This is a genomic window from Cyclobacteriaceae bacterium (assembly GCA_025808415.1).
Classification (GTDB): domain Bacteria; phylum Bacteroidota; class Bacteroidia; order Cytophagales; family Cyclobacteriaceae; genus UBA2336.
Window position 1 is genome coordinate 242,979 of record CP075525.1, and the last position, 19,624, is coordinate 262,602.

The 19,624-nt window shown below is 44.4% G+C and carries 18 protein-coding genes; 11 read left to right on the plus strand and 7 right to left on the minus strand.

The window, feature by feature from the left end; genetic code table 11:
* Positions 1-9 precede the first annotated feature (9 nt).
* The 11 genes from KIT51_01015 to KIT51_01065 all read left to right on the plus strand — a co-directional run bounded on the left by KIT51_01015 (position 10) and on the right by KIT51_01065 (position 11,580).
* Positions 10-792, plus strand: coding sequence for a (Fe-S)-binding protein (locus tag KIT51_01015; protein UYN86895.1), 783 nt, complete (start codon positions 10-12; stop codon positions 790-792).
* Between the two features lie 166 nt (positions 793-958).
* The gene (locus KIT51_01020) at positions 959-1,456 is read left to right on the plus strand and encodes a hypothetical protein (protein UYN86896.1); all 498 of its coding nucleotides are present in this window, start codon (positions 959-961) and stop codon (positions 1,454-1,456) included.
* A gap of 79 nt (positions 1,457-1,535) precedes the next feature.
* Positions 1,536-3,539, plus strand: coding sequence for a PD40 domain-containing protein (locus KIT51_01025; GenBank protein ID UYN88455.1), 2,004 nt, complete (start codon positions 1,536-1,538; stop codon positions 3,537-3,539).
* A 95-nt stretch (positions 3,540-3,634) separates the two neighbouring features.
* On the plus strand, positions 3,635-5,029 hold the full coding sequence (gene fumC, locus KIT51_01030) for a class II fumarate hydratase (protein ID UYN86897.1): 1,395 nt from the start codon (positions 3,635-3,637) through the stop codon (positions 5,027-5,029).
* Between the two features lie 82 nt (positions 5,030-5,111).
* A complete protein-coding gene (locus tag KIT51_01035) occupies positions 5,112-5,714 on the plus strand; it encodes an Ezrin/radixin/moesin family protein (GenBank protein ID UYN88456.1) in 603 nt (200 codons plus the stop codon).
* A 69-nt stretch (positions 5,715-5,783) separates the two neighbouring features.
* Positions 5,784-6,596 (plus strand): hypothetical protein, encoded by an 813-nt coding sequence (locus tag KIT51_01040; GenBank protein ID UYN86898.1) that lies wholly within the window; start codon positions 5,784-5,786, stop codon positions 6,594-6,596.
* A 3-nt stretch (positions 6,597-6,599) separates the two neighbouring features.
* Positions 6,600-8,303, plus strand: coding sequence for a single-stranded-DNA-specific exonuclease RecJ (gene recJ / locus KIT51_01045; GenBank protein ID UYN86899.1), 1,704 nt, complete (start codon positions 6,600-6,602; stop codon positions 8,301-8,303).
* A gap of 4 nt (positions 8,304-8,307) precedes the next feature.
* The gene (lptB, locus tag KIT51_01050) at positions 8,308-9,078 is read left to right on the plus strand and encodes an LPS export ABC transporter ATP-binding protein (protein UYN88457.1); all 771 of its coding nucleotides are present in this window, start codon (positions 8,308-8,310) and stop codon (positions 9,076-9,078) included.
* A gap of 90 nt (positions 9,079-9,168) precedes the next feature.
* A complete protein-coding gene (locus tag KIT51_01055) occupies positions 9,169-10,689 on the plus strand; it encodes a GH3 auxin-responsive promoter family protein (protein ID UYN86900.1) in 1,521 nt (506 codons plus the stop codon).
* Positions 10,690-10,793: 104 nt separating this feature from the next.
* Positions 10,794-11,144, plus strand: coding sequence for a DUF4234 domain-containing protein (locus KIT51_01060; GenBank protein UYN86901.1), 351 nt, complete (start codon positions 10,794-10,796; stop codon positions 11,142-11,144).
* Between the two features lie 28 nt (positions 11,145-11,172).
* Positions 11,173-11,580 (plus strand): DUF2752 domain-containing protein, encoded by a 408-nt coding sequence (locus KIT51_01065; GenBank protein UYN86902.1) that lies wholly within the window; start codon positions 11,173-11,175, stop codon positions 11,578-11,580.
* Between the two features lie 23 nt (positions 11,581-11,603).
* Here KIT51_01065 and KIT51_01070 read toward each other — a convergent pair whose 3' ends face one another.
* The 7 genes from KIT51_01070 to KIT51_01100 all read right to left on the minus strand — a co-directional run bounded on the left by KIT51_01070 (position 11,604) and on the right by KIT51_01100 (position 19,600).
* Positions 11,604-12,176 (minus strand): PepSY domain-containing protein, encoded by a 573-nt coding sequence (locus KIT51_01070; GenBank protein UYN86903.1) that lies wholly within the window; start codon positions 12,174-12,176, stop codon positions 11,604-11,606.
* Positions 12,177-12,229: 53 nt separating this feature from the next.
* Positions 12,230-14,428 carry a TonB-dependent receptor gene (locus KIT51_01075; GenBank protein ID UYN86904.1) on the minus strand — a complete coding sequence of 733 codons (2,199 nt, stop codon included), beginning with the start codon at positions 14,426-14,428 and terminating at the stop codon, positions 12,230-12,232.
* A gap of 58 nt (positions 14,429-14,486) precedes the next feature.
* A complete protein-coding gene (locus tag KIT51_01080; GenBank protein UYN86905.1) occupies positions 14,487-14,999 on the minus strand; it encodes a hypothetical protein in 513 nt (170 codons plus the stop codon).
* 96 nt (positions 15,000-15,095) lie between these two features.
* Entirely contained in the window at positions 15,096-17,234 is a 2,139-nt protein-coding gene (locus KIT51_01085) for a caspase family protein (GenBank protein ID UYN86906.1), read from the minus strand.
* Between the two features lie 145 nt (positions 17,235-17,379).
* A complete protein-coding gene (locus KIT51_01090) occupies positions 17,380-18,009 on the minus strand; it encodes a deoxynucleoside kinase (protein ID UYN86907.1) in 630 nt (209 codons plus the stop codon).
* A gap of 68 nt (positions 18,010-18,077) precedes the next feature.
* Entirely contained in the window at positions 18,078-18,950 is an 873-nt protein-coding gene (locus tag KIT51_01095) for a hypothetical protein (protein ID UYN86908.1), read from the minus strand.
* Between the two features lie 95 nt (positions 18,951-19,045).
* On the minus strand, positions 19,046-19,600 hold the full coding sequence (locus tag KIT51_01100; GenBank protein ID UYN86909.1) for a hypothetical protein: 555 nt from the start codon (positions 19,598-19,600) through the stop codon (positions 19,046-19,048).
* Between the last annotated feature and the right edge of the window lie 24 nt (positions 19,601-19,624).

The window sequence follows — 19,624 nt, forward strand, 5'->3', positions numbered from 1 at the left end:
TATAACGGAATGAACGTACCTACACTTGCTGAGCTTACCGCGAAAGGAGAAACACCTGAAATACTTTTTTGGGTTGGATGTGCCGGATCGTTTGACGATCGGTACAAACGCGTTACCAAAGCCTTTGTGAAAATATTAAATGCCGTAGACGTAAAGTTTGCTGTACTGGGTACAGAAGAAACATGCACGGGAGATCCGGCCAGGCGTGCCGGCAATGAATTTCTTTTTCAGATGCAGGCCATGAATAATATTCAGGTGTTAAATGGATACGGAGTAAAGAAAATCGTAACAGCCTGCCCCCATTGCTTCAATACAATAAAAAATGAATACCCCGAACTTGGTGGCAACTATGAAGTGATTCATCACGCCACATTTCTTCAGGAATTAATTGCATCTGGAAAAATAAAAATGGCGGAAGGACAATCCTTCAAAGGAAAGAAAATCACCTATCATGATTCCTGCTATTTGGGGCGCGCCAATAATATTTATGAGGCCCCGCGTGAAGTGCTGGAGGCACTGGATGCTGACCTGGTGGAAATGAAACGCTGTCGCACAACCGGACTGTGTTGTGGAGCAGGAGGAGCGCAGATGTTTAAGGATGCAGAAAGCGGAAAGAAAGAAATTAACACTGAGCGCACCGAAGAAGCCCTCGCAACAGGTGCTACCACCATCGCTGTTGCCTGTCCTTTCTGCCTGACTATGATGACAGATGGTGTTAAGACGAAGGAGCGGGAAGCCGATGTTAAAGTAAAAGATCTGGCCGAACTTATCGCGGAGGCGAAAGGTTTATAGATTGTTGGAGAAATTTAATTTCAGTGTACTCAAACAGCGCCTCGGCCAATCTTTGGCCTGGAGAGGGAAGTGCGGATTGGGCGTAGCGATGGATGAGTACACGGGGCCACGCGGCCCTGGAGCATGTTCGAGGATTATTATCATAGAAAATTAAGATAAGAAAGAGATGTTCGTACCCTTCAATACCCTGCCAGATTCAGCCCGTGTTTGGATCTATCAATCCACACGTAAGTTTACTGCGCAGGAACAAAACACAATTTCAACTACACTCCACGCGTTTACAAGCCAATGGAGTGCGCATAACCAACCCCTAAAATCATCGTTTGCCGTTTTGCACGATCATTTTATTGTGTTGGCGGTTGATGAATCCAACACTGGTGCAAGCGGGTGTTCAATTGATAGTTCGGTAGCCGTTGTACGACAGTTGTGCAACCAACTTCAGGTCGATTTGCTTAACAGGACAACCGTAATGTTTTTAGTTAATCATCAAGTAATGCCGGTCGCCATGGCCGATTTAAAAAAAACGCATGAGGAAGGATTATGGAACAGTGAAACGATTGTAATGGACAATACGGTGCCTACCAAAGGTAGGCTTCTTTCGGACTGGATGCGCAAAGCAAATGAAACTTGGTTAAAACGCTACCTGCCCGCTGCCGTGATATAGAACGCTGAATATTGTTTTTTTTGTAGTTTTAACGCTTAGTCGTTCATATATGAGGTTACTGTTATTTGTTGGGTTAGGGATGCTCGTAATCGGCTGTAGCGTGGAGAAAAAGGCCACCAAGGCCTTTATGCGAGGTGAGTACCAAAACGCCATCAACCTTTTCAACAAAAGCAAGCCGAAAGAACCAGCCAAGGCCAATTATTTCGTTGGTGAATCCTACCGGCTTTCTAACCGCATAAAAGAAGCTGAAACCTATTATGCCAAAGCCGGTGGTGCCGGTGTTGATAAAGATTCTGTTCAATTTTACTACGCCCAATCGCTCAAGGCCAACACAAAATACAACGACTCACGCAAGCAGTTGGAAGAACTGATCAAGCGCACTTCAAACGAAAAACTTAAGGATCGGGCACAAGTTGAACTCAATGGTTTAGCCTCGCTTGAAAAATTACGCGAAAGGGGAAGTTATTATAAAGTCAGGAACCTGGAACTGTTAAATACGCCTGCAAGCGAATATGCGCCTGCTTACTTAAACAACGAATTGTATTTTACATCATCCCGTGGCAACGGTAAAATCTACGAAGCCGAAGGCAAGCCGTTCACCGCGCTCTTTAAGGTAGCCACACGCGGTGCCAATGTTGACGTAACAACCATCCAGCCTTTGCCGCAAGGTATTAACGATGATTTACGAAATGTGGGCTGCGCTACCTTTACGCCCGATGGCCGTACCATGGTATTTGCCATGGGCAACACCCGTAAGAAAAAGGGCGGAGCAGATGTAGACCTTTACTTGTCACGTTTCAGAAATGGCGTATGGGGAGAACCTCAACGCTTAAACATCAATACCCAATTTAAAGACGAGTACGATGCGGTGGCACGCCACAACAGCTGGGATTCCTCACCGGCTTTTGCGCCCGATGGCCGCACACTTTACTTTGCCTCTAATCGGCCGGGCGGATATGGCGGCATCGATTTATATTCCGCACAAATGGATTCGCGCGGCAGGTTTTCACGCGTAAGGAATCTTGGCCCTGAAATTAACACAGCAGGCAATGAATTGTTCCCTTATGTGTCGGAAGACGGTAAACTTTATTTTGCATCCGATGGGCACCCGGGTTTTGGCGGGCTCGATTTGTTTGTAGTGAAACGCGCCAGCGGCAAAACAACAATCGAAAACTTAGGTGAACCGATGAACTCACCGGCCGATGATTTTGGAATATTTTTATTCCGTCCTGATCGTGGCTTCTTTACCTCCAACCGTGAGGGTGGAAAAGGAGATGACGATATCTATACTTTTGTAAACGAAGACCCCAACCTGAAGGTAGTGAACTACTTCCTGGCGGGTGTTACCTATACCCCGATTACCGACAGCACCTTACAGATTTTACCAAATGTCAGGGTTTCGCTTGTCGACATGCAAGGTGATGTTATGCAGGATTATGTTACCGGCAACGATGGTAAGTTTTTATTTCGTGTGTATGAAAACGAAGATTATAATTTGATTGGTGAAACGGACGGCTACCTGGTAAAGCGCCAGCTTTATACAACCAAAGGCAAATCGGTTGATCCGGCAACACTAAAAGACTTAGTTACCAACATTACGCTGGATACCTTGATGATCCTCGATAAAATCGAGATCAACAAAATATTCAGGCTGGAAAATATTTATTTCGATTTTGACAAGTATGACATTCGTGCGGATGCCGCAAAAGAACTTGATAAACTTGTTCAGCTTTTGATTGATAACCCCGAGATAAAAATTGAAATGGGTTCGCACACCGACAGTATAGGTTCACTGGTTTACAACTACGAGCTTTCTAAGAACCGCGCAGAGTCTACTGTGAAATACCTTATTTCAAAAGGCATTGCCCCCGACCGTTTGGTGGCAAAAGGCTATGGTGAAGAAGTGCCGATTGCACGCAACACCAACCCCGATGGTACCGATAACCCGGAAGGCCGCGCGCGAAACCGGAGAACAGAATTTAAAATTCTCGAAGTAGGTGTAATGCCCAAACCCCTCAGCGATGACGAGTTTGACGAAGACAAGTATTTCAAGAAGGGCACAGAGTTGAAGCGAAATAATTAGCGGGTGTAATCAGCAAAAAGCCGGGATCAACAACCGGCTTTTTGTATCTTATCTTTTCTACCTTTGAAATCAGGATTTTATTAAACATTATTTATATGAGTTACCGCATTGAACATGACACCATGGGCGAAGTAAAAGTACCGTCCGATAAATACTGGGGAGCCCAAACCGAACGCTCGCGCAACAACTTTAAAATCGGTCCTGAGGCCAGCATGCCCAAAGAAATTATCTATGCTTTTGCCTATTTAAAAAAGGCAGCAGCTATGGCGAATCATGAACTCGGGGTTTTATCAGCTGAAAAAAAAGATCTCATCGGCAAGGCTTGCGATGAAATTCTTGCCGGTAAACTGGACGGAGAGTTTCCACTAGTCATCTGGCAAACCGGTTCGGGAACACAAAGCAACATGAATGTAAATGAGGTGATCGCTTACCGTGCGCACGTTATCAGCGGAGGCAAACTAGCGGACGAGAAAAAAGTTCTGCACCCGAATGATGATGTGAACAAATCGCAATCATCAAATGATACCTTCCCTACCGCCATGCACATTGCTGCCTACAAGCTGGTGGTGGAAGTTACGTTGCCGGGCATGAAAAAACTAAGGGATACACTGGCCAAAAAATCTGCCGCATATAAAGACATTGTAAAAACCGGGCGCACTCATTTCATGGACGCTACCCCGCTTACCCTGGGCCAGGAATTTTCGGGTTACGTACAACAACTCGACAACAGCATAAGGGCCATTAACAATGCGTTGGAAATGGTACGTGAACTGGCGCTTGGTGGAACGGCAGTAGGTACTGGATTGAATGCACCAAAAGATTACGATGTTTTGGTAGCAAAAATGATTGCTGAGTTAACGGGATATCCTTTTATAACCGCTCCAAACAAATTTGAAGCACTGGCCGCGCACGATGCTATGGTTGAACTTTCCGGAGCCTTAAAGCGTGCATCGGTAGCGTTGATGAAAGTTGCCAATGACATTCGCATGCTCAGTTCAGGCCCCCGTTGCGGCATTGGCGAAATAATTATACCCGATAACGAACCGGGTTCATCCATTATGCCGGGCAAGGTAAACCCTACACAGCCCGAGGCATTAACCATGGTGTGTGCACAGGTAATGGGTAACGATGTGGCCGTTTCCATCGGAGGCGCTACAGGCCATTTTGAACTGAATGTTTTCAAGCCGGTTATCGCTGCCAATGTACTTCAATCGGCACGGTTGCTGGGCGATGCATGTGTATCGTTTAATGACAAATGTGCAGAAGGTATTGAGCCCAACAACCCCGTAATCAAACAGCACCTTGAAAATTCACTGATGCTGGTAACAGCATTGAACACGCATATCGGCTATGAAAATTCAGCTAAGATTGCCAAGAAAGCCCATAAGGAAAACAAGACCTTGCGCGAGGCAGCTATCGAATTGGGCCTGCTCACATCCGAGCAGTTTGATGCGTGGGTACAGCCTGGTAAAATGGTCGGAACCCTCTGAAAATTAGGATTTTCAAAATATTTCATACCTTTATTAAACTTTTTAAACGATACCCATGAAAAAGATTACACTACTCTTCTGTATGGCTTTACTTTTTGCGGGCACGCAAACTTTCGCCCAGCTCTCCAAGCAGGAAAAAAAGGAGTGGAAGAAAAAAGCCAAGGAATACGCCAAAAGCCCCGCTAACCTTAAACAGTTTACGGAGGATAAACAAAGTGCTGACAACCAGGTTGCCACACTTAACAGGCGCGTAACCGATTTGCAAAAAAGCATGAGCGACAAAGATGCGCGCATTGCTGAACTGGAAGATCAACTTTCGCAAATGCGTGGCCAACTATCTGCAGCACGAGCAGAAATTGCCCAGCTTAAAGAAAATCCGAAAATCAACCCGATGGATTTTTCAAGAGGTGTTGTGTTTCGAGTGCAGGTGGGTGCGTTCAAAAATAAGGATCTTCAGAAATACTTCGATAACAATCCAAACTTTGGTGGCGAGGCTAAGGATAGCGAACCTCAGCGTATTACCATTGGTATTTTCCGCGACTATTGGGAGGCTGACCAGTTCAAGAAATATATGCGTGAAATGGGCGTGAAAGATGCCTGGATTGTGCCCTACCGCGATGGCCAGCGCACAGAAATTAAAGAGGTTTTGGAGGGTGTAACGGCCGAAAAGCCAAAGACAGAGTAGAAGAATAATATATCCCTTATATTTGAAAAGCAGCATCTTTTCCGATGCTGCTTTTTTGTTTTATATCTGATGAACTTTGAAGAGGTTTGTGCGATGAAACGATCGGGGTTATTAGGTGTGTTTTTAGGGATGGTTTGCATTTCATGGGCACAGGTGCGTGTGGATAAACTGGTAATCAAACCCGGGGAACACTTCGAACTCGACCATCAATCGGACATTATCGTGGCCGATACATTAATTATGATGGACTCGTCACGCATTATACTAAATGAACTGAAGCGTGAAAACTTCATCCGTACCAAAGTTGCCATAATCGGTAATCACTGTGTGATTTCAGGCGTAGGCCTTCACGGTCAGCCGGGTCGACCCGGGCGTAACGGAAACTCTTCGGTTGGCCCATGCCGCGATGGTACAGAGGGCACAAATGGAACAGCAGGCCTTTCAGGCGGCCCCGGATCCAACTTGTTTTTTTATGTGAATGAGTTGCACATAAAGGGTAAACTCATCTTTGATCTTTCAGGGGGCAACGGAGGCGATGGTGGTGCCGGGGGCAAAGGTGGAGATGGAAGCCCCGGCACAGTACATTGCAACGGAGGCGATGGTGCCAACGGAGGCGATGGTGGCCGGGGCGGTGATGGTGGCCCTGCCGGAAACCTGGTGATCAGCAGTGTGAATGCCGATGTTATCCGTGAGTGGATTGGCTCAAAAATTATTTATAAGAATTACAGCGGCAAAGCCGGGCAAGGTGGCCGGGGCGGGTATGCTGGCTCAGCTGGCTTAGGGCCATCACGCAAAAACGGAAAAGATGGCTCGCCCGGGGCGTATGGTGTCAATGGCACACGCGGCAAAGATGGGGCACTAACTTTTGAAATGAACCAATGAAGCATGGAGAAGAAGTGGACCCATAAACCTCTTCCCCCAAAAGAGCACATTGAAACGTTAGGTAAAACACTTAATCTAAACCCATACCTAACCACTATTTTATTGCAGCGCGGCATCACTGATCTTGAAAGTGCAAAAAAATACTTTCGGCCATCGCTTGATCAGTTGCATGATCCTTTTTTGATGAAAGACATGGATCGCGCTGTTGAGCGCCTGCACCGTGCAATCGTGCAGCACGAGAAAATCCTTATTTATGGCGACTATGATGTCGATGGAACCACAGCTGTTTCGTTAGTGTACAACTACCTGCACAGGTTTCATGAGGAGTGTGAAATATACATTCCCGACAGGAACAAAGAAGGTTATGGGATTTCGCAAGCCGGTGTTGAATGGGCTGAAGAAAATAATTATACACTTATTATCGCGCTCGACTGTGGCATTAAGGCTTCCGAGATGGTGATGTTGGCCAATCACAAAGGCATTGATTTTATTATCTGTGATCATCACTTGCCCGATGAAAAAATCCCGAATGCTGTAGCCGTGTTGGATCCGAAACGAAAGGATTGCAATTATCCTTACACGGACTTAAGCGGGTGTGGTTTAGGCTTTAAGTTGATTCAGGCATTTGCACGTAAGCACAAGCGGGAGGAAGAAGTTTTTGAATTTTTAGACCTGGTTGCAGTAAGCATTGCCTCGGATATTGTACCGATAACCGGAGAGAACCGCATACTTACTTATTATGGGCTGAAGAAGTTGAACGATAATCCTATACCAGGATTGAAAGCCCTTAAGGAAACCACGCAACTACGAAACGTCCTGGATGTATCGGGCGTGGTGTTTACCCTTGGGCCACGCATAAATGCTGCCGGGCGCGTTGCCCACGGCAGCGCTGCTGTTGATTTGTTAACAGCACGTACTGAGCAGGAGGCCTTGGAACGGGCAAAAGCCATTAACGTGAACAACGACCTGCGCAGGGAGTTTGACAGCAACATAACCGAAGAAGCGTTTGCTATGATCGAGGCCGATGAGAATCTTCGGAAAGCAAAATCAACGGTGTTGTTTAAAAACACATGGCATAAAGGTGTAATTGGCATAGTTGCTGCTCGTTGCATTGAAAAGTATTACCGGCCCACCGTGATCTTAACAGAATCAAACAGCAAAATAACCGGCTCGGCACGCAGCGTTAATGGTTTTAACTTGTACGAGGCCATGGAAAGTTGCAGCGATTTACTCGAGAAATTTGGTGGCCATAAATATGCTGCAGGTTTAACCATGCAAGCCCAAAATCTCAAAGCTTTTCAGGAGCGATTTGAAGAGGTGGTGGCGCAATCAATTACAGAAGAAATGCTTACACCGGTTATTGAAATAGACGTGCCGGTTTTGTTTGATAAGATTACCCCAAGGTTTTTGAACGTCTTAAAACAAATGGCTCCATTTGGTCCTGAAAACCAAAAGCCCCTTTTCGAAGCAAGCCACGTATACGTGGTCAGCTCGCTCTCAACTTTTAAGGAAAAGCACATCAGGTTTTTGGCAGGCCAGGAGGGAAACGAAAATGTATTTCAGGCTGTAGGCTTCGACCTTGCCGGATACTACGAACGTTTGGCTGATGGAAGTCTTTTTAAGGTAGCATTTACCATAGAGGAAAATGTATTTAACGGAAATACCAGCACACAACTGCGGATAAAAGACATAAAGTTTGATGACTAAGCAAATGATCCTTCGGGCGGAAAGCCTGGTAAAAAAATATAAAAGCCGAACGGTGGTTGACCACGTTTCGGTGCAGGTTGGACAAGGCGAAATTGTAGGCTTGCTCGGGCCTAACGGTGCCGGTAAAACAACATCGTTTTATATGATTGTTGGGTTGATAAAGCCGAACGAAGGACAAATATTCTTAGACCAGGAAGACATTACCGCACTGCCCATGTACCAACGCGCCCGCAAAGGTATTGGTTACCTGGCGCAAGAGGCATCGGTGTTCAGAAAGTTAACCGTTGAAGAAAACATCATGTCGGTGTTGGAGATGCGGCCATTCACCAAACAGCAACGCATGCAAAAAGTGGACGAGCTCATTGACGAGTTTAGTTTGCATAAGGTTAGAAAAAACCTGGGCATGTCCTTATCGGGAGGTGAACGAAGAAGGACCGAGATTGCCCGTGCACTCGCAGTTGATCCCCACTTTGTATTGCTCGATGAGCCCTTTGCGGGGGTTGACCCTATTGCTGTTGAAGAGATTCAATCCATTGTTGCGAAATTGAAGCGCAAGAACATCGGCATATTGATTACCGACCACAACGTAGACGAAACACTTTCCATTACCGATCGTGCCTACCTGATGGTTGATGGCAAACTTTTCAAATCCGGAACAGCGGAAGAACTCGCCAGCGACCCCCAGGTGCGCAAGGTATATCTAGGCCAGAATTTTGAACTGCGCAGGGCCAAGGTAGTAACGCAAAACACCGATACCTGGACAGACGAAGCCTGATTGGGCTTAACCCTTCAGGCCAGTTGATGGTAAATCAGCTCCACTTTTTATTCCTGATATTCTGTCTATTTTTGAGTTTGCCACATACCTATGGGATTGCTGAACTCGATATTGACGTGGGTGATGAAAAAGCGCATTCACCAGATTGAGCTTTTCATGAAATATCCGCACGAAGTGCAGGATGAACTTTTCAGGAAGCTCATTCAAACGGCAAAAGGAACAACATTTGGCAAACAATACGATTTTGGCTCGATTGGAACTTACGGTATGTTCCGCGAACGAGTTCCCATCCACTCTTATGAAAACCTGTTTCCTTACATCGAACGGCAAATGCGTGGCGAACAGAATGTTTTGTGGCCATCGGAAATAAAATGGTTTTCGAAATCATCGGGCACCACCAACGCGCGAAGTAAATTTATTCCAGTATCACAGGAAGCACTGGAAGACTGCCATTTTAAAGGCGGAAAAGACCTGATCTCTATTTTTGTAAACAATTATCCCAACACTAAAATTTTTGACGGCAAGGGGCTGGCCGTGGGAGGAAGCCACCAGGTAAACGAACACGACCCTTCTGCCTCTTCGTATTATGGCGATGTATCAGCCGTTATCATGCAAAACCTGCCGGTATGGGCTGAGTTTATCCGCACCCCCCGGCTAGAAACAGCTCTGATGAGCAACTGGGAAGAAAAAATTGAAAAGCTTGCCCGGGAAACGGCACAACAAAATGTAACCAATATTGCCGGTGTGCCCACCTGGACAATCCTGCTCATTCAACGGGTTGTAGAATTAACCGCAAAAGCCAACATCAAGGAAGTATGGCCAAACCTTGAAGTATTTTTTCACGGTGCCGTTTCGTTTAAACCATACCGTGCCTTGTTTCGTGAATTGATCCCCGATCCGTCCATGATCTATTGGGAAATCTACAATGCCAGTGAAGGTTTTTTTGGCATTCAGGATACGCGCGATTCGGAAGAAATGTTGCTCATGCTTGACTACGGGATTTTTTATGAGTTTATCCCGATGGATGAATTGGATAAGGAACACCCAAAAGCATTGCGCCTCAGCGAAGTTGAGCTAGGAAAAAATTATGCAATGGTTATCAGCACCAATGCGGGCTTATGGCGATACAGCATTGGCGATACCATTAAGTTTACATCCCTGTTGCCCTACCGGATAAAAATTTCAGGACGAACAAGGCATTATATTAATGCATTTGGCGAAGAGGTAATTGTTGAAAATGCAGAGGCAGCCATTACGAAAGCCTGTGAAGCAACAGGCGCTATTATGGAAAATTTTACAGCCGGCCCTGTGTTTCTGGAGGCAAATAAAAAGGGTGGGCATGAATGGATTATTGAATTTAAGGCCACACCAAACGATATGGCCGAGTTTACGCACATTCTTGATTCAGCCCTTCGACAAGTGAACAGTGACTATGATGCCAAACGCTCGCACGACCTGGCCCTGGTGGCCCCGAAAATCCATAGCGTGAAACCCGGAACATTTTACAACTGGATGAAGAACCGGGGTAAACTGGGTGGGCAAAATAAAGTGCCAAGGCTATCCAACACACGCGAGTATGTGGAGGATATTTTGAAGATGGTTAATGCATAATCATTTTGTCCAATGGCTCTTCAACAGAAAGTCATTAGCAGGGTTGTATATTCTTGTGCTTCCCACTAATTTACCTGCCCGAACCATAACCAAACCCAACGCTCATGGCACAACCCATACCTAATTTTAAAAACGATCCCATTATCGTTCTCTTGCTGGGCTTTATTACCTGCGGACTTTACCTGATTTACTGGAACATTAAGGCTGCACAAGTGCTGAATGCCGCAGCAGAGAAGGAAGTTATCTCCCAGCCTATTGCCATCTTTGCCGGTTGCTGCTTACCCGTAAACTTATATTTCTATTACCTGGCAGGTAAGGAAGGGCTTCCTAAGGTTTATGAAAAAACAGGTGAAACAAACAAAGACCAGTCAACATTATTACTGGTGCTTGGATTTTTTGTGCCGATGGTGGCCGCTATGATTGTACAAGGTGATATCAATAAGCTTTACAAATAATTCGCGCACAAGACGCAAACTTTATGGAATGGCCGGTGCACTTGCAACACTGGCTATTCCTTATTTCATTATGCTTCACAGTCACGAATCAATTGAAGCAGCTCAGTCATTTTGTCCTTTTAAAATGGCAACCGGCTTTCCATGCCCGGGGTGTGGCATTACCAAATCATTTGTCTTTTTATATTCGGGTGATCTGTTCAAAAGTTTTTCATTCCATTTGTTTGGCCCCTTCGCATTTTTAGCATGTATCGGAGCGTTAATTGTATTGCCGCTCGAACTTGTTACCGGAAGGGAATTTTTTCAATCGTATTTATTCAGTAAACGAGTTGCCTATACCCTGGCCCTGGCGTTAGGCACCTATCATCTTATACGGGTAATACATTTTGCCTATGCCCACTCGATTGATGAAATCCTTAAACAATCCATCTGGCAGTAACGTTAGCCGGATTATCTCAAATTTCAGGTAATGGTATTTTTTTGTTTCCTGATTCTTTTGGGGTTATACCACAACCAAAAGCCCGTGAATGATAGCAAAAACAACCCACTGCCCAATAGGGTAGTATAGATTAGTTTGATCTGGCCGTTGGAGGTGTCGAAGAGAAAGTCCAGGATAGAACCATCGTGAATTTGTTCAATAATATCAGAAGTGCGTTGGTTTACAGCCAGCACTTTTCCGGTTGCACCATCAAGTTGTATTTCGGTGAAGTGATCTTTAAATACAAACTTTACAATGCCCTTGTCGGGGCGCGCATCAATCCTGTCCAATCGGGCTGACCGTTCATCGTTAAAGTTTTCAAGTAACGCTTTTCGGGCCAACGTATGCAATGAATCATAACTCAGCCAGGTTTTTAAATCGGGTGATGTGCCCTTTTCTGTTTTTGGCAGGATCAAACCACCTGAATGCTTCTTCCAACCTAACATTAAGCCGGTTATTGCCACAATGAAAAAAAATGCAACCAATGCCGATCCGAACAAACGATGAAGTTTTCTGTGGCTTCTGGTTGATCGGGCTATTTCTTTTGTTTCTTTCATACAATGTAACCCGTCAGGGATACTAACATCCTGACGGGGTTGTTAATAATCCGTTAAATCCGGCCACGCAAAGAAACAATAAAGTTTCTTCCCGGGGCGGATATACCGGACGAATAGGGACGATAACGTCTATCAAAAAGGTTTTCAATTCCGGCATCAACACTAAAGTACTTCATCACGTTATATGATGCTTTGAAATTTAACGTCCACCATGAAGGTGAATACGGATTCCCGTCTTTATCCTTTGCATAAAGATGGGTATCGGCACGCTCACTGAATGATAAGTCTTTAAAAGCAATCTGTCCGTTGTAAGTGGCATAAAGATTGGCCCTTAATTTCTTGTACGTATAAACAACATGGGTAGCACCAAAAGTAGGCGCAACATGTGTTGGTGGGCTGTTAAGTCCGGAATCAAAATCCTTTTCTTTGCCTTTTTGAATATTGACCGTTGAGGTGAGCCGTAACGAAGCAAGAATTTTCCAATCAATACCAGCCTGAAAGCCGTACACATACAATTCATTCACATTTTGCAAAGCCAACACGCGGCTTAGCGTTCCATCAAAATCAATGCTGTCCTGTCCGTTAAAAGTAAAAGGCGCACGCGCTATGGCATTGTCGATGGTGGTGTAGTATGCGCCAACATCAAAACTAAAAGTTTTGCTGGCGGCAATGGCTGCCCCCATTTCAAAGTTATAGGCTGTTTCAGGTTTAAGGTTGGGGTTAGGCACCACAACATTACCCGGTTGTGAGTCGAAAACCTTGCCAATGTCATCGATATTCGGTGCGCGGAAACCCGTTGAAAAGTTCGCAAATACTTTCCATCGGTCGGTAGGACTGTAGATTAGGCCCAGGCTGTTATTAACTTGTTTGTTGCGCAAAGTGGCTTCGTCTACCGGAAAATCAAAAAACGCATTATCAAACATCGCATAGGTATACACGTAGTTGAAACGGTTGCTTACGGTTGCGAGCCACGATTCACCGAGTTTTATTTTCATGCTCAGGTAAGCAGCCATCGAGCGCCAGTCGGAATCATCAGGGTAGCGGGTTGAGAGGGGTGACTCTGCTTCGGTGTTAATGTTAAACCGGTAAGCTGTGGAGTAAACCTTATTCGTTACAAATTCGGCTCCATAAAACAATTGCACCTGCTCGCTCATCTTTTTATCCATGTCCAAATTTGCCGACCATGCTTTTACATTTTCAAATCGGTTATTTCGGTTGGCGTTGTTCCGGTTGCGGTTATGACGGCTTTCAGAATAGTCCTGATAGGCAACGGTTAGCCGGGCGGCATCAAACAGAACAGTGGGTGAAATATAGTTTGCCTGAAAGGAATGCATCAACCATTCCTGTGGTCCATAATACCATTCAGCACTTACAAAGTTGTTCTGATTATTTTTCAGGATCAGCCGGTCGTAACGATCGTACCGTGAGGTTTTGGATTGATGAAAACTGTAATTCAAATCCCAGTTAGCGTTTGGTTTAAATCGAATTTTCTGCATCAGGTTGAGTTGATTGTAGCCGGTTGGAACTTGAGCGCGAGGATCTGAATTGGTTTTTACAACATCAGTATCGTTTTCGCGCACCATATAGTCTGGTCGCAAATACTCATCGGGTCCATTCGAGCCTTGCTTCAGGTCATCGAATGTTGAATAGGTAACGCTGGTGAGAAAGGCCCATTTTTTCAGACCAAAATTAACATCCAGGTGCCCGGTGTTTTCCTTATTGGCCGATGAGTAGCGCATCAGGGCATTGCCTGCGAAATGGAGCTTTTCATCAGATGAAAGCCGGGCCGGACGGGTATGGAAGTCCATCACACCACCAATGGCATCGCTGCCATACACCACCGAGCCCGGGCCGAATATTACCTCTGACGTTTCGATAATATTCGGATCAAGCGAAATCACATTTTGCACATTACCGCTGCGGAAGATGGCATTGTTAAACCGCACACCATCTACTACAAGCAATACCCGGTTGGTGGCAAAACCACGAATCATCGGGCTTCCTCCACCCAGCTGACTTTTTTGAACAAATACCTGGTTGGAGATACTTAGCAAATCGGCAGCGGTTTGCGGATTTTGAAATTGAATTAGCGAGGCATCGATTTTCGTTACCCGGTTAGGGACTTCACGCAAGTTTTCTTCCCACCGGTTAACCGAAATAACCACCTCGTCAAGAAGTTTGGTAGTATCTGCTTGTTGTGCATGTGAATATACATGCAGCACAAGCAAACACACCATAAGTGTTATTCTCATGTTGATGAAAAATTTAAATCAAAAATTTAAAAGTCGGATTGAAATCCGATAGAGTGATCTAAACTGACTTGGGTGGAGGTGAGTCGATGGAGGAAATGAAATTAACGAACGACTTATTGTAATAAGTCTGGGATAAAGATTTTTCCGGTAAGGTGGTTAAATGATAATCAAATTGCACGGGTAGAAAATGCAGCACACTAAACAGTGAAAAAGAGGGTGGTGTTTGCGCTGAATCATTTTGAAGATTATTGAGCATTGCATCAAGAAGGGAAAGCAGGTTGTCTTCATCTTCATCGTACACACCGTAGACATAAAATTTTGAATCTTTTTCAACTACCCGCGCAATGTCAAACATGTTGCCGTCAACTTTTATTTCGTGTTCCTCCACACGGGCCCGTTTGAATTCTTCAGGGGTAAGAATAATGAGCTCAAGTTCTTCATCGGGTAAGGTTGCCAGCAGGGCGCGCATCTCCCGTTTGATTTTTAGTGCCCTGAAGGCAAAGTAACCGTACGGACCAATGAAGTTGGCCAGCAGGAGGGTAAGTAGAAGTATGGAAACAATGCGCCTCACAAAGCGAAGGTAGCGAAAAGTATGGTCCCGTTATGCTGAATTACAGAAGCGGTAATGCCTTTGTACAGTGGGCTCTTATTGTTCAATGAACCGAAGTTAACTTGATTTTAACTTCTTGTAGGATTTTGATTGAGTAAATTCTCCAACCTCCCCAAAATGCTCATACTCTGGCCAATTGGAATAACCTTTACTTTTGGCTTTACTTAACATTTTGCTTGATTTGCTAAACTTATTCTTTGCAGCATAATAGCGCGAATAGTTAATATAACCCCGTGGCTCTTCAGGCATTAGTTTTACTTGTGACTTGGCCGCTTCATAAAGGATGGAGAGACTTGTTTCAGGAAAACTATCAAAGCGGTTAATTAATGCATAACCACGCATAAGGTCCTCTATATTTTTGCTGGCCAGGTAATACTTTTGAATTAGTGACATGCGTGCAAAATCCGAATATTCAATTTTTTCATTAAGATTATTGGATAGTTCTGCTGCTTTTTCATAAAGCAAAGCTGCGCTATCAAGCTTTGAACCAATGTAAGGATACCCTATATTTTTCCACGAATAGACAAAATACTGTCCAGCCAGGTTCACATAGTCGTATACTGTTGGCTTGCGCTTAACCGCTTCACGAAAATAGTAAGTTGACAGGCTGTCATTTTTCTTTCGGTAATGGATATTGCCCAACAGTGCATACGGTCGTGTCCATGCTGGCGCAAGGCGTATAGCTTTCTCTGCACTTACTTGTGCATCATGATATTTCTTCAGGAAGTAATTGATGCGGGCGTAGGTATAGTACAAATAGGAGCTGGTTGTATCCAGTGCGATTGCATTGCGGATGCTTTCAACCGCAACCTCTGTTGCTTTATTTCGAGTATCCTGATTTTCATGAAAAAAGGTAAGCCACGCCTCTGCTCTCATGTAGTTATACCGAACGAATACACGACTATATAGCGGATCTTCCGGAAGCATGATTTTAACAAGTTTAGATAGTGCGACTCTTAGATTGGCTCGAATTAGAAGATTTTCACGACTATTATATTCATCAGTGAGTTTAAAGGTGTAAACTTCTGAGCTGTTAGCATCTACTGTTTCTACCACGGGTTTCTCCTCCGTTAATTGAAGTACTTGATTAATATACTCTTGGCTCAGATTCATAGTTGCGATATAGAGCCGTTCCTCCATTAAGGGAACAACAGGATGATCAGGAGTAGCAGCTTTAATAAATTCATAATAGCTGAACGCATCATTTCCCGGGCGGTCAGCTAAACGATAGTTTTTGATTGATGTTTTGAACAGCTCGTAAACCACCTTGGCGGTGTCGCTGAGTTGCTGAACATAAGTTAGTTCATCCGTTCGGGAAAGCGCATCAAGAAGGTTTACTTTTGCATCGTCAGCGTACAGTTCTTTATATCGTTCAAACTGTTCCTCATCAACCTGTGCCAGGTAGATTGATTTTGGACTTCCGACAACTTTTGGATTCTGCAGGTATTGGGTTTGTGCAGGCACATTTTCGTATAGATAGCGTTCAAGCTCCATTAAACTAACCAAACCGTCCTTTGGTGCAGTGTCAGCAAATCCCAGCAAACCTTTTATCAGGTAGTAAGTAAACACGCCATGTCCACCGCCCCACATTGGGTGCTCATAAGATTTCTCATTGTCTTGGGCAGATAAAATCTTATAAATATTTTTCGCCTCTGCTGCCAGGAGGTTGTTAAGAAACAAAAAACCTTCTTTCCCATCCGATTTTCCAGAGTGACAAGCATCGGCTACAAAGATGGTTTGCACATTTCGCCTGGAAAGTGATTGGAGGAAAGCTTGAAGAAATTCCATTGAGATATTACCACCACTACTGTAAGTCTCATTAAACGCATCATGGGCATGAAGATAGCCGAGCTTAAAGTCAGTTAAATCTTCATAGCCACCATGCCCGGAGAAATAAATAAAAACCCTGTCATTTTCCAAGGTGTTTTTAAGCAACCATCGCATTGCAAACTCGATGGAGGCAGCGGTGGCATCTTCATTTAGAAGCACTCGCGTTTGTTCTTCTGAGTAGTATTTACCAAGTACCTTTTTAAGTATTTGATGATAGGCCATCGCGTCATCATCGGCAAACTGAAGGTTGTTGAAATGTTTATAATCAGAAATGCCTACAATCAACACCCACATTTTACGCTCTTGAGCGCTCACGTTGACGAGGCTTAGAAGAAAGAATAATACAAGAAAAAAGCTTCGGAGCATGTCATGATCTCTTTGACGTTGAAGATAATCAAAATGCGTTAGCTTTAATATAAGATAGGGACAATGACAATGGGATAACACTTGTAGCTGTCCAACACCTTGAAGTTGGAATTACACAGGATTACACAGGTGGGTGGATTCGTACTTAAGAGAACAAATTATTGATTTCCAAATCAATGCGGTTCACGATAAAGGAAAAGTCCTCTATCCGTTCTACAAAGTCAAGGTCGTTCACATTTACAATTAATAGCTTGCCGTGCTTGTAGTTGCTGATCCAGTTCTCGTAATGTTCGTTAAGGTTTTTCAGGTAATCGAGCCGCATAGCATATTCATATTCGCGTCCGCGTTTTTGAATCTGCCGAACCAGTTTAGGAATATCCGATCGAAGGTAAATGAGCAGATCGGGGCCTTGAACAAAGTTGATCATGGAGTTGAAAATGTCCAGGTAGCTTTGATAATCTCGGTCAGAGATGTGCCCGCTTTTATGAAGGTTTGCCGCAAAAATGTAGGCATCCTCGTAAATGGTACGGTCCTGAATAGTAGTGTTTTCGTTGGTTCGGATTTCGTTAACCTGGCGGAAGCGGCTGTTGAGAAAATAAATCTGCAAATGAAAAGCCCAGCGGGTCATGTCGTTGTAGAAATCCTTCAGGTAAGGATTTTTGTCTACCGATTCATAAAGAGGTGTCCACCCGTAATGCTTTGACAGTTTTTCAGCCAGGGTAGTTTTACCCGAACCAATGTTTCCGGAGATGGCAATGTGTTTGAGTTTTTTCATGCGGGCTGCAAATATAAGCTAATGCTCAATTTGCCAATGAGTTGATTAGCCGATTATAAATTGAATAATTATTCATTAGCGACAACCGCGATTTTATTTCCTTTTGCATCAACAGTCAGTCGTGTTATTCCACTTAGGGATAAGCCATCAGGAAATTCGATAGGCGTCCAATCTTTGCTCTTTCCAGGCGTCCAATAAAAAAGCCTCACGCCATCACTCATTATGATTTTACCTCCTGGTGTCCAGGTTAAATCTTCCCTGCCCGGCAGGGTTTTGCCAACGGTTTCTATTGTTCCGTCTTTTCTTTTGATTTTTTTAATTGTCCATTCAGAAGAGCTCTTGTCAACAAAACTGATGTCGCTTGTTCCGGGAATCCGATGCAGTGAGCGACCAATGTTTTCTGCAATTATCCGATCTGTTTTATCTGCAACAGCATACTCGTGTAGTGTGTTCGGCTGGCCAAGTACAAACAGAAAAAGCGTTTTGTCATCGCGCCACGCATGGTACCCCACCGTAAGGTTATCAACAATAATTTCGACATCACCTCCGTCAATCGGGTACTTTCCTAAATCCTGCGCACCATTGTCGCGTTGAATAATACAGGAGATAAATTTTTTGTCAGGTGTGACGGTAGGCGAGTATTCTCTCTCGCTGGTGTTGGTTAATTTTTGCGTTCTGCCTGTTTCATGGTTATAAACAACAATATCAGTCCGCCCCTCATCATCAGCGGAGGCATAGTAAATGAAGGGCTTTTCGGGATGGAAAAACGGTTGGTTATCGTATCCTTTTCGATCCGTAATATTAACGGAATTCGTTACTACAAATTTTCCTTTTTTGAAGACGAGATCAAACAGGTAGATATCGGTACCCGGGGGCTGCTGGCCAAATGATAGGGACTGAAGTGCGAAAGCGCTAATGAATGAAAGAACAAATTTTCTCATGGATTAAATTTAGCAACATGAAAGTTACTGGTTCGCGGCTAGAAATGAAAAAGGCCTGTTTTGTCAGGCCTTATTCGTCCGCGTGCTGTAGGATTTTAATCTTTATCCTCTGCATCCAACCTTTTCAACTCTTCATCAATAATTTTTTCAATCAGGTCACGCTGACGCTCGTTTATCGTTTCATCTACTTTCGCTTGCCGTTTCATAAACCGCAGCATGGCATTTTTCTTAATCTCATACGCCATGAATACCGTGTATTCCTTTGTCTTTTCATTGTAATATTTCTGCTCGCCAATTTTGCGCAAATCAGAAATGTTGGTGTTCATCACCTGGCGAACCAGACTTTGAAACTTATCGGCCACATCGGCCGCACGTTCATTTTCTGTTTGACCCAGATATTGATCGGCAACCTGTTTCATGGTGGTATTTACTTGTCCGGCTAATTGTGCCTTAGCATCAAGATCGGCTTTGCTGCGTGCAATATTATCTTGTGAGCTCGTGCCCTTACCGGTTCCACGCCAGAAGCGGTTATTCGAATTATAGGCATTTCCCGAGAAGGGTTCTTTTACTTTTTTGCCCAAAACACCTGAGGAGCAGGCGGCCACAACAATCAAAAGAATGGCAAAAGGCAGTTTTCGTAACAGGGTCATAGTTGTAAGATTATTTGTGTCTCG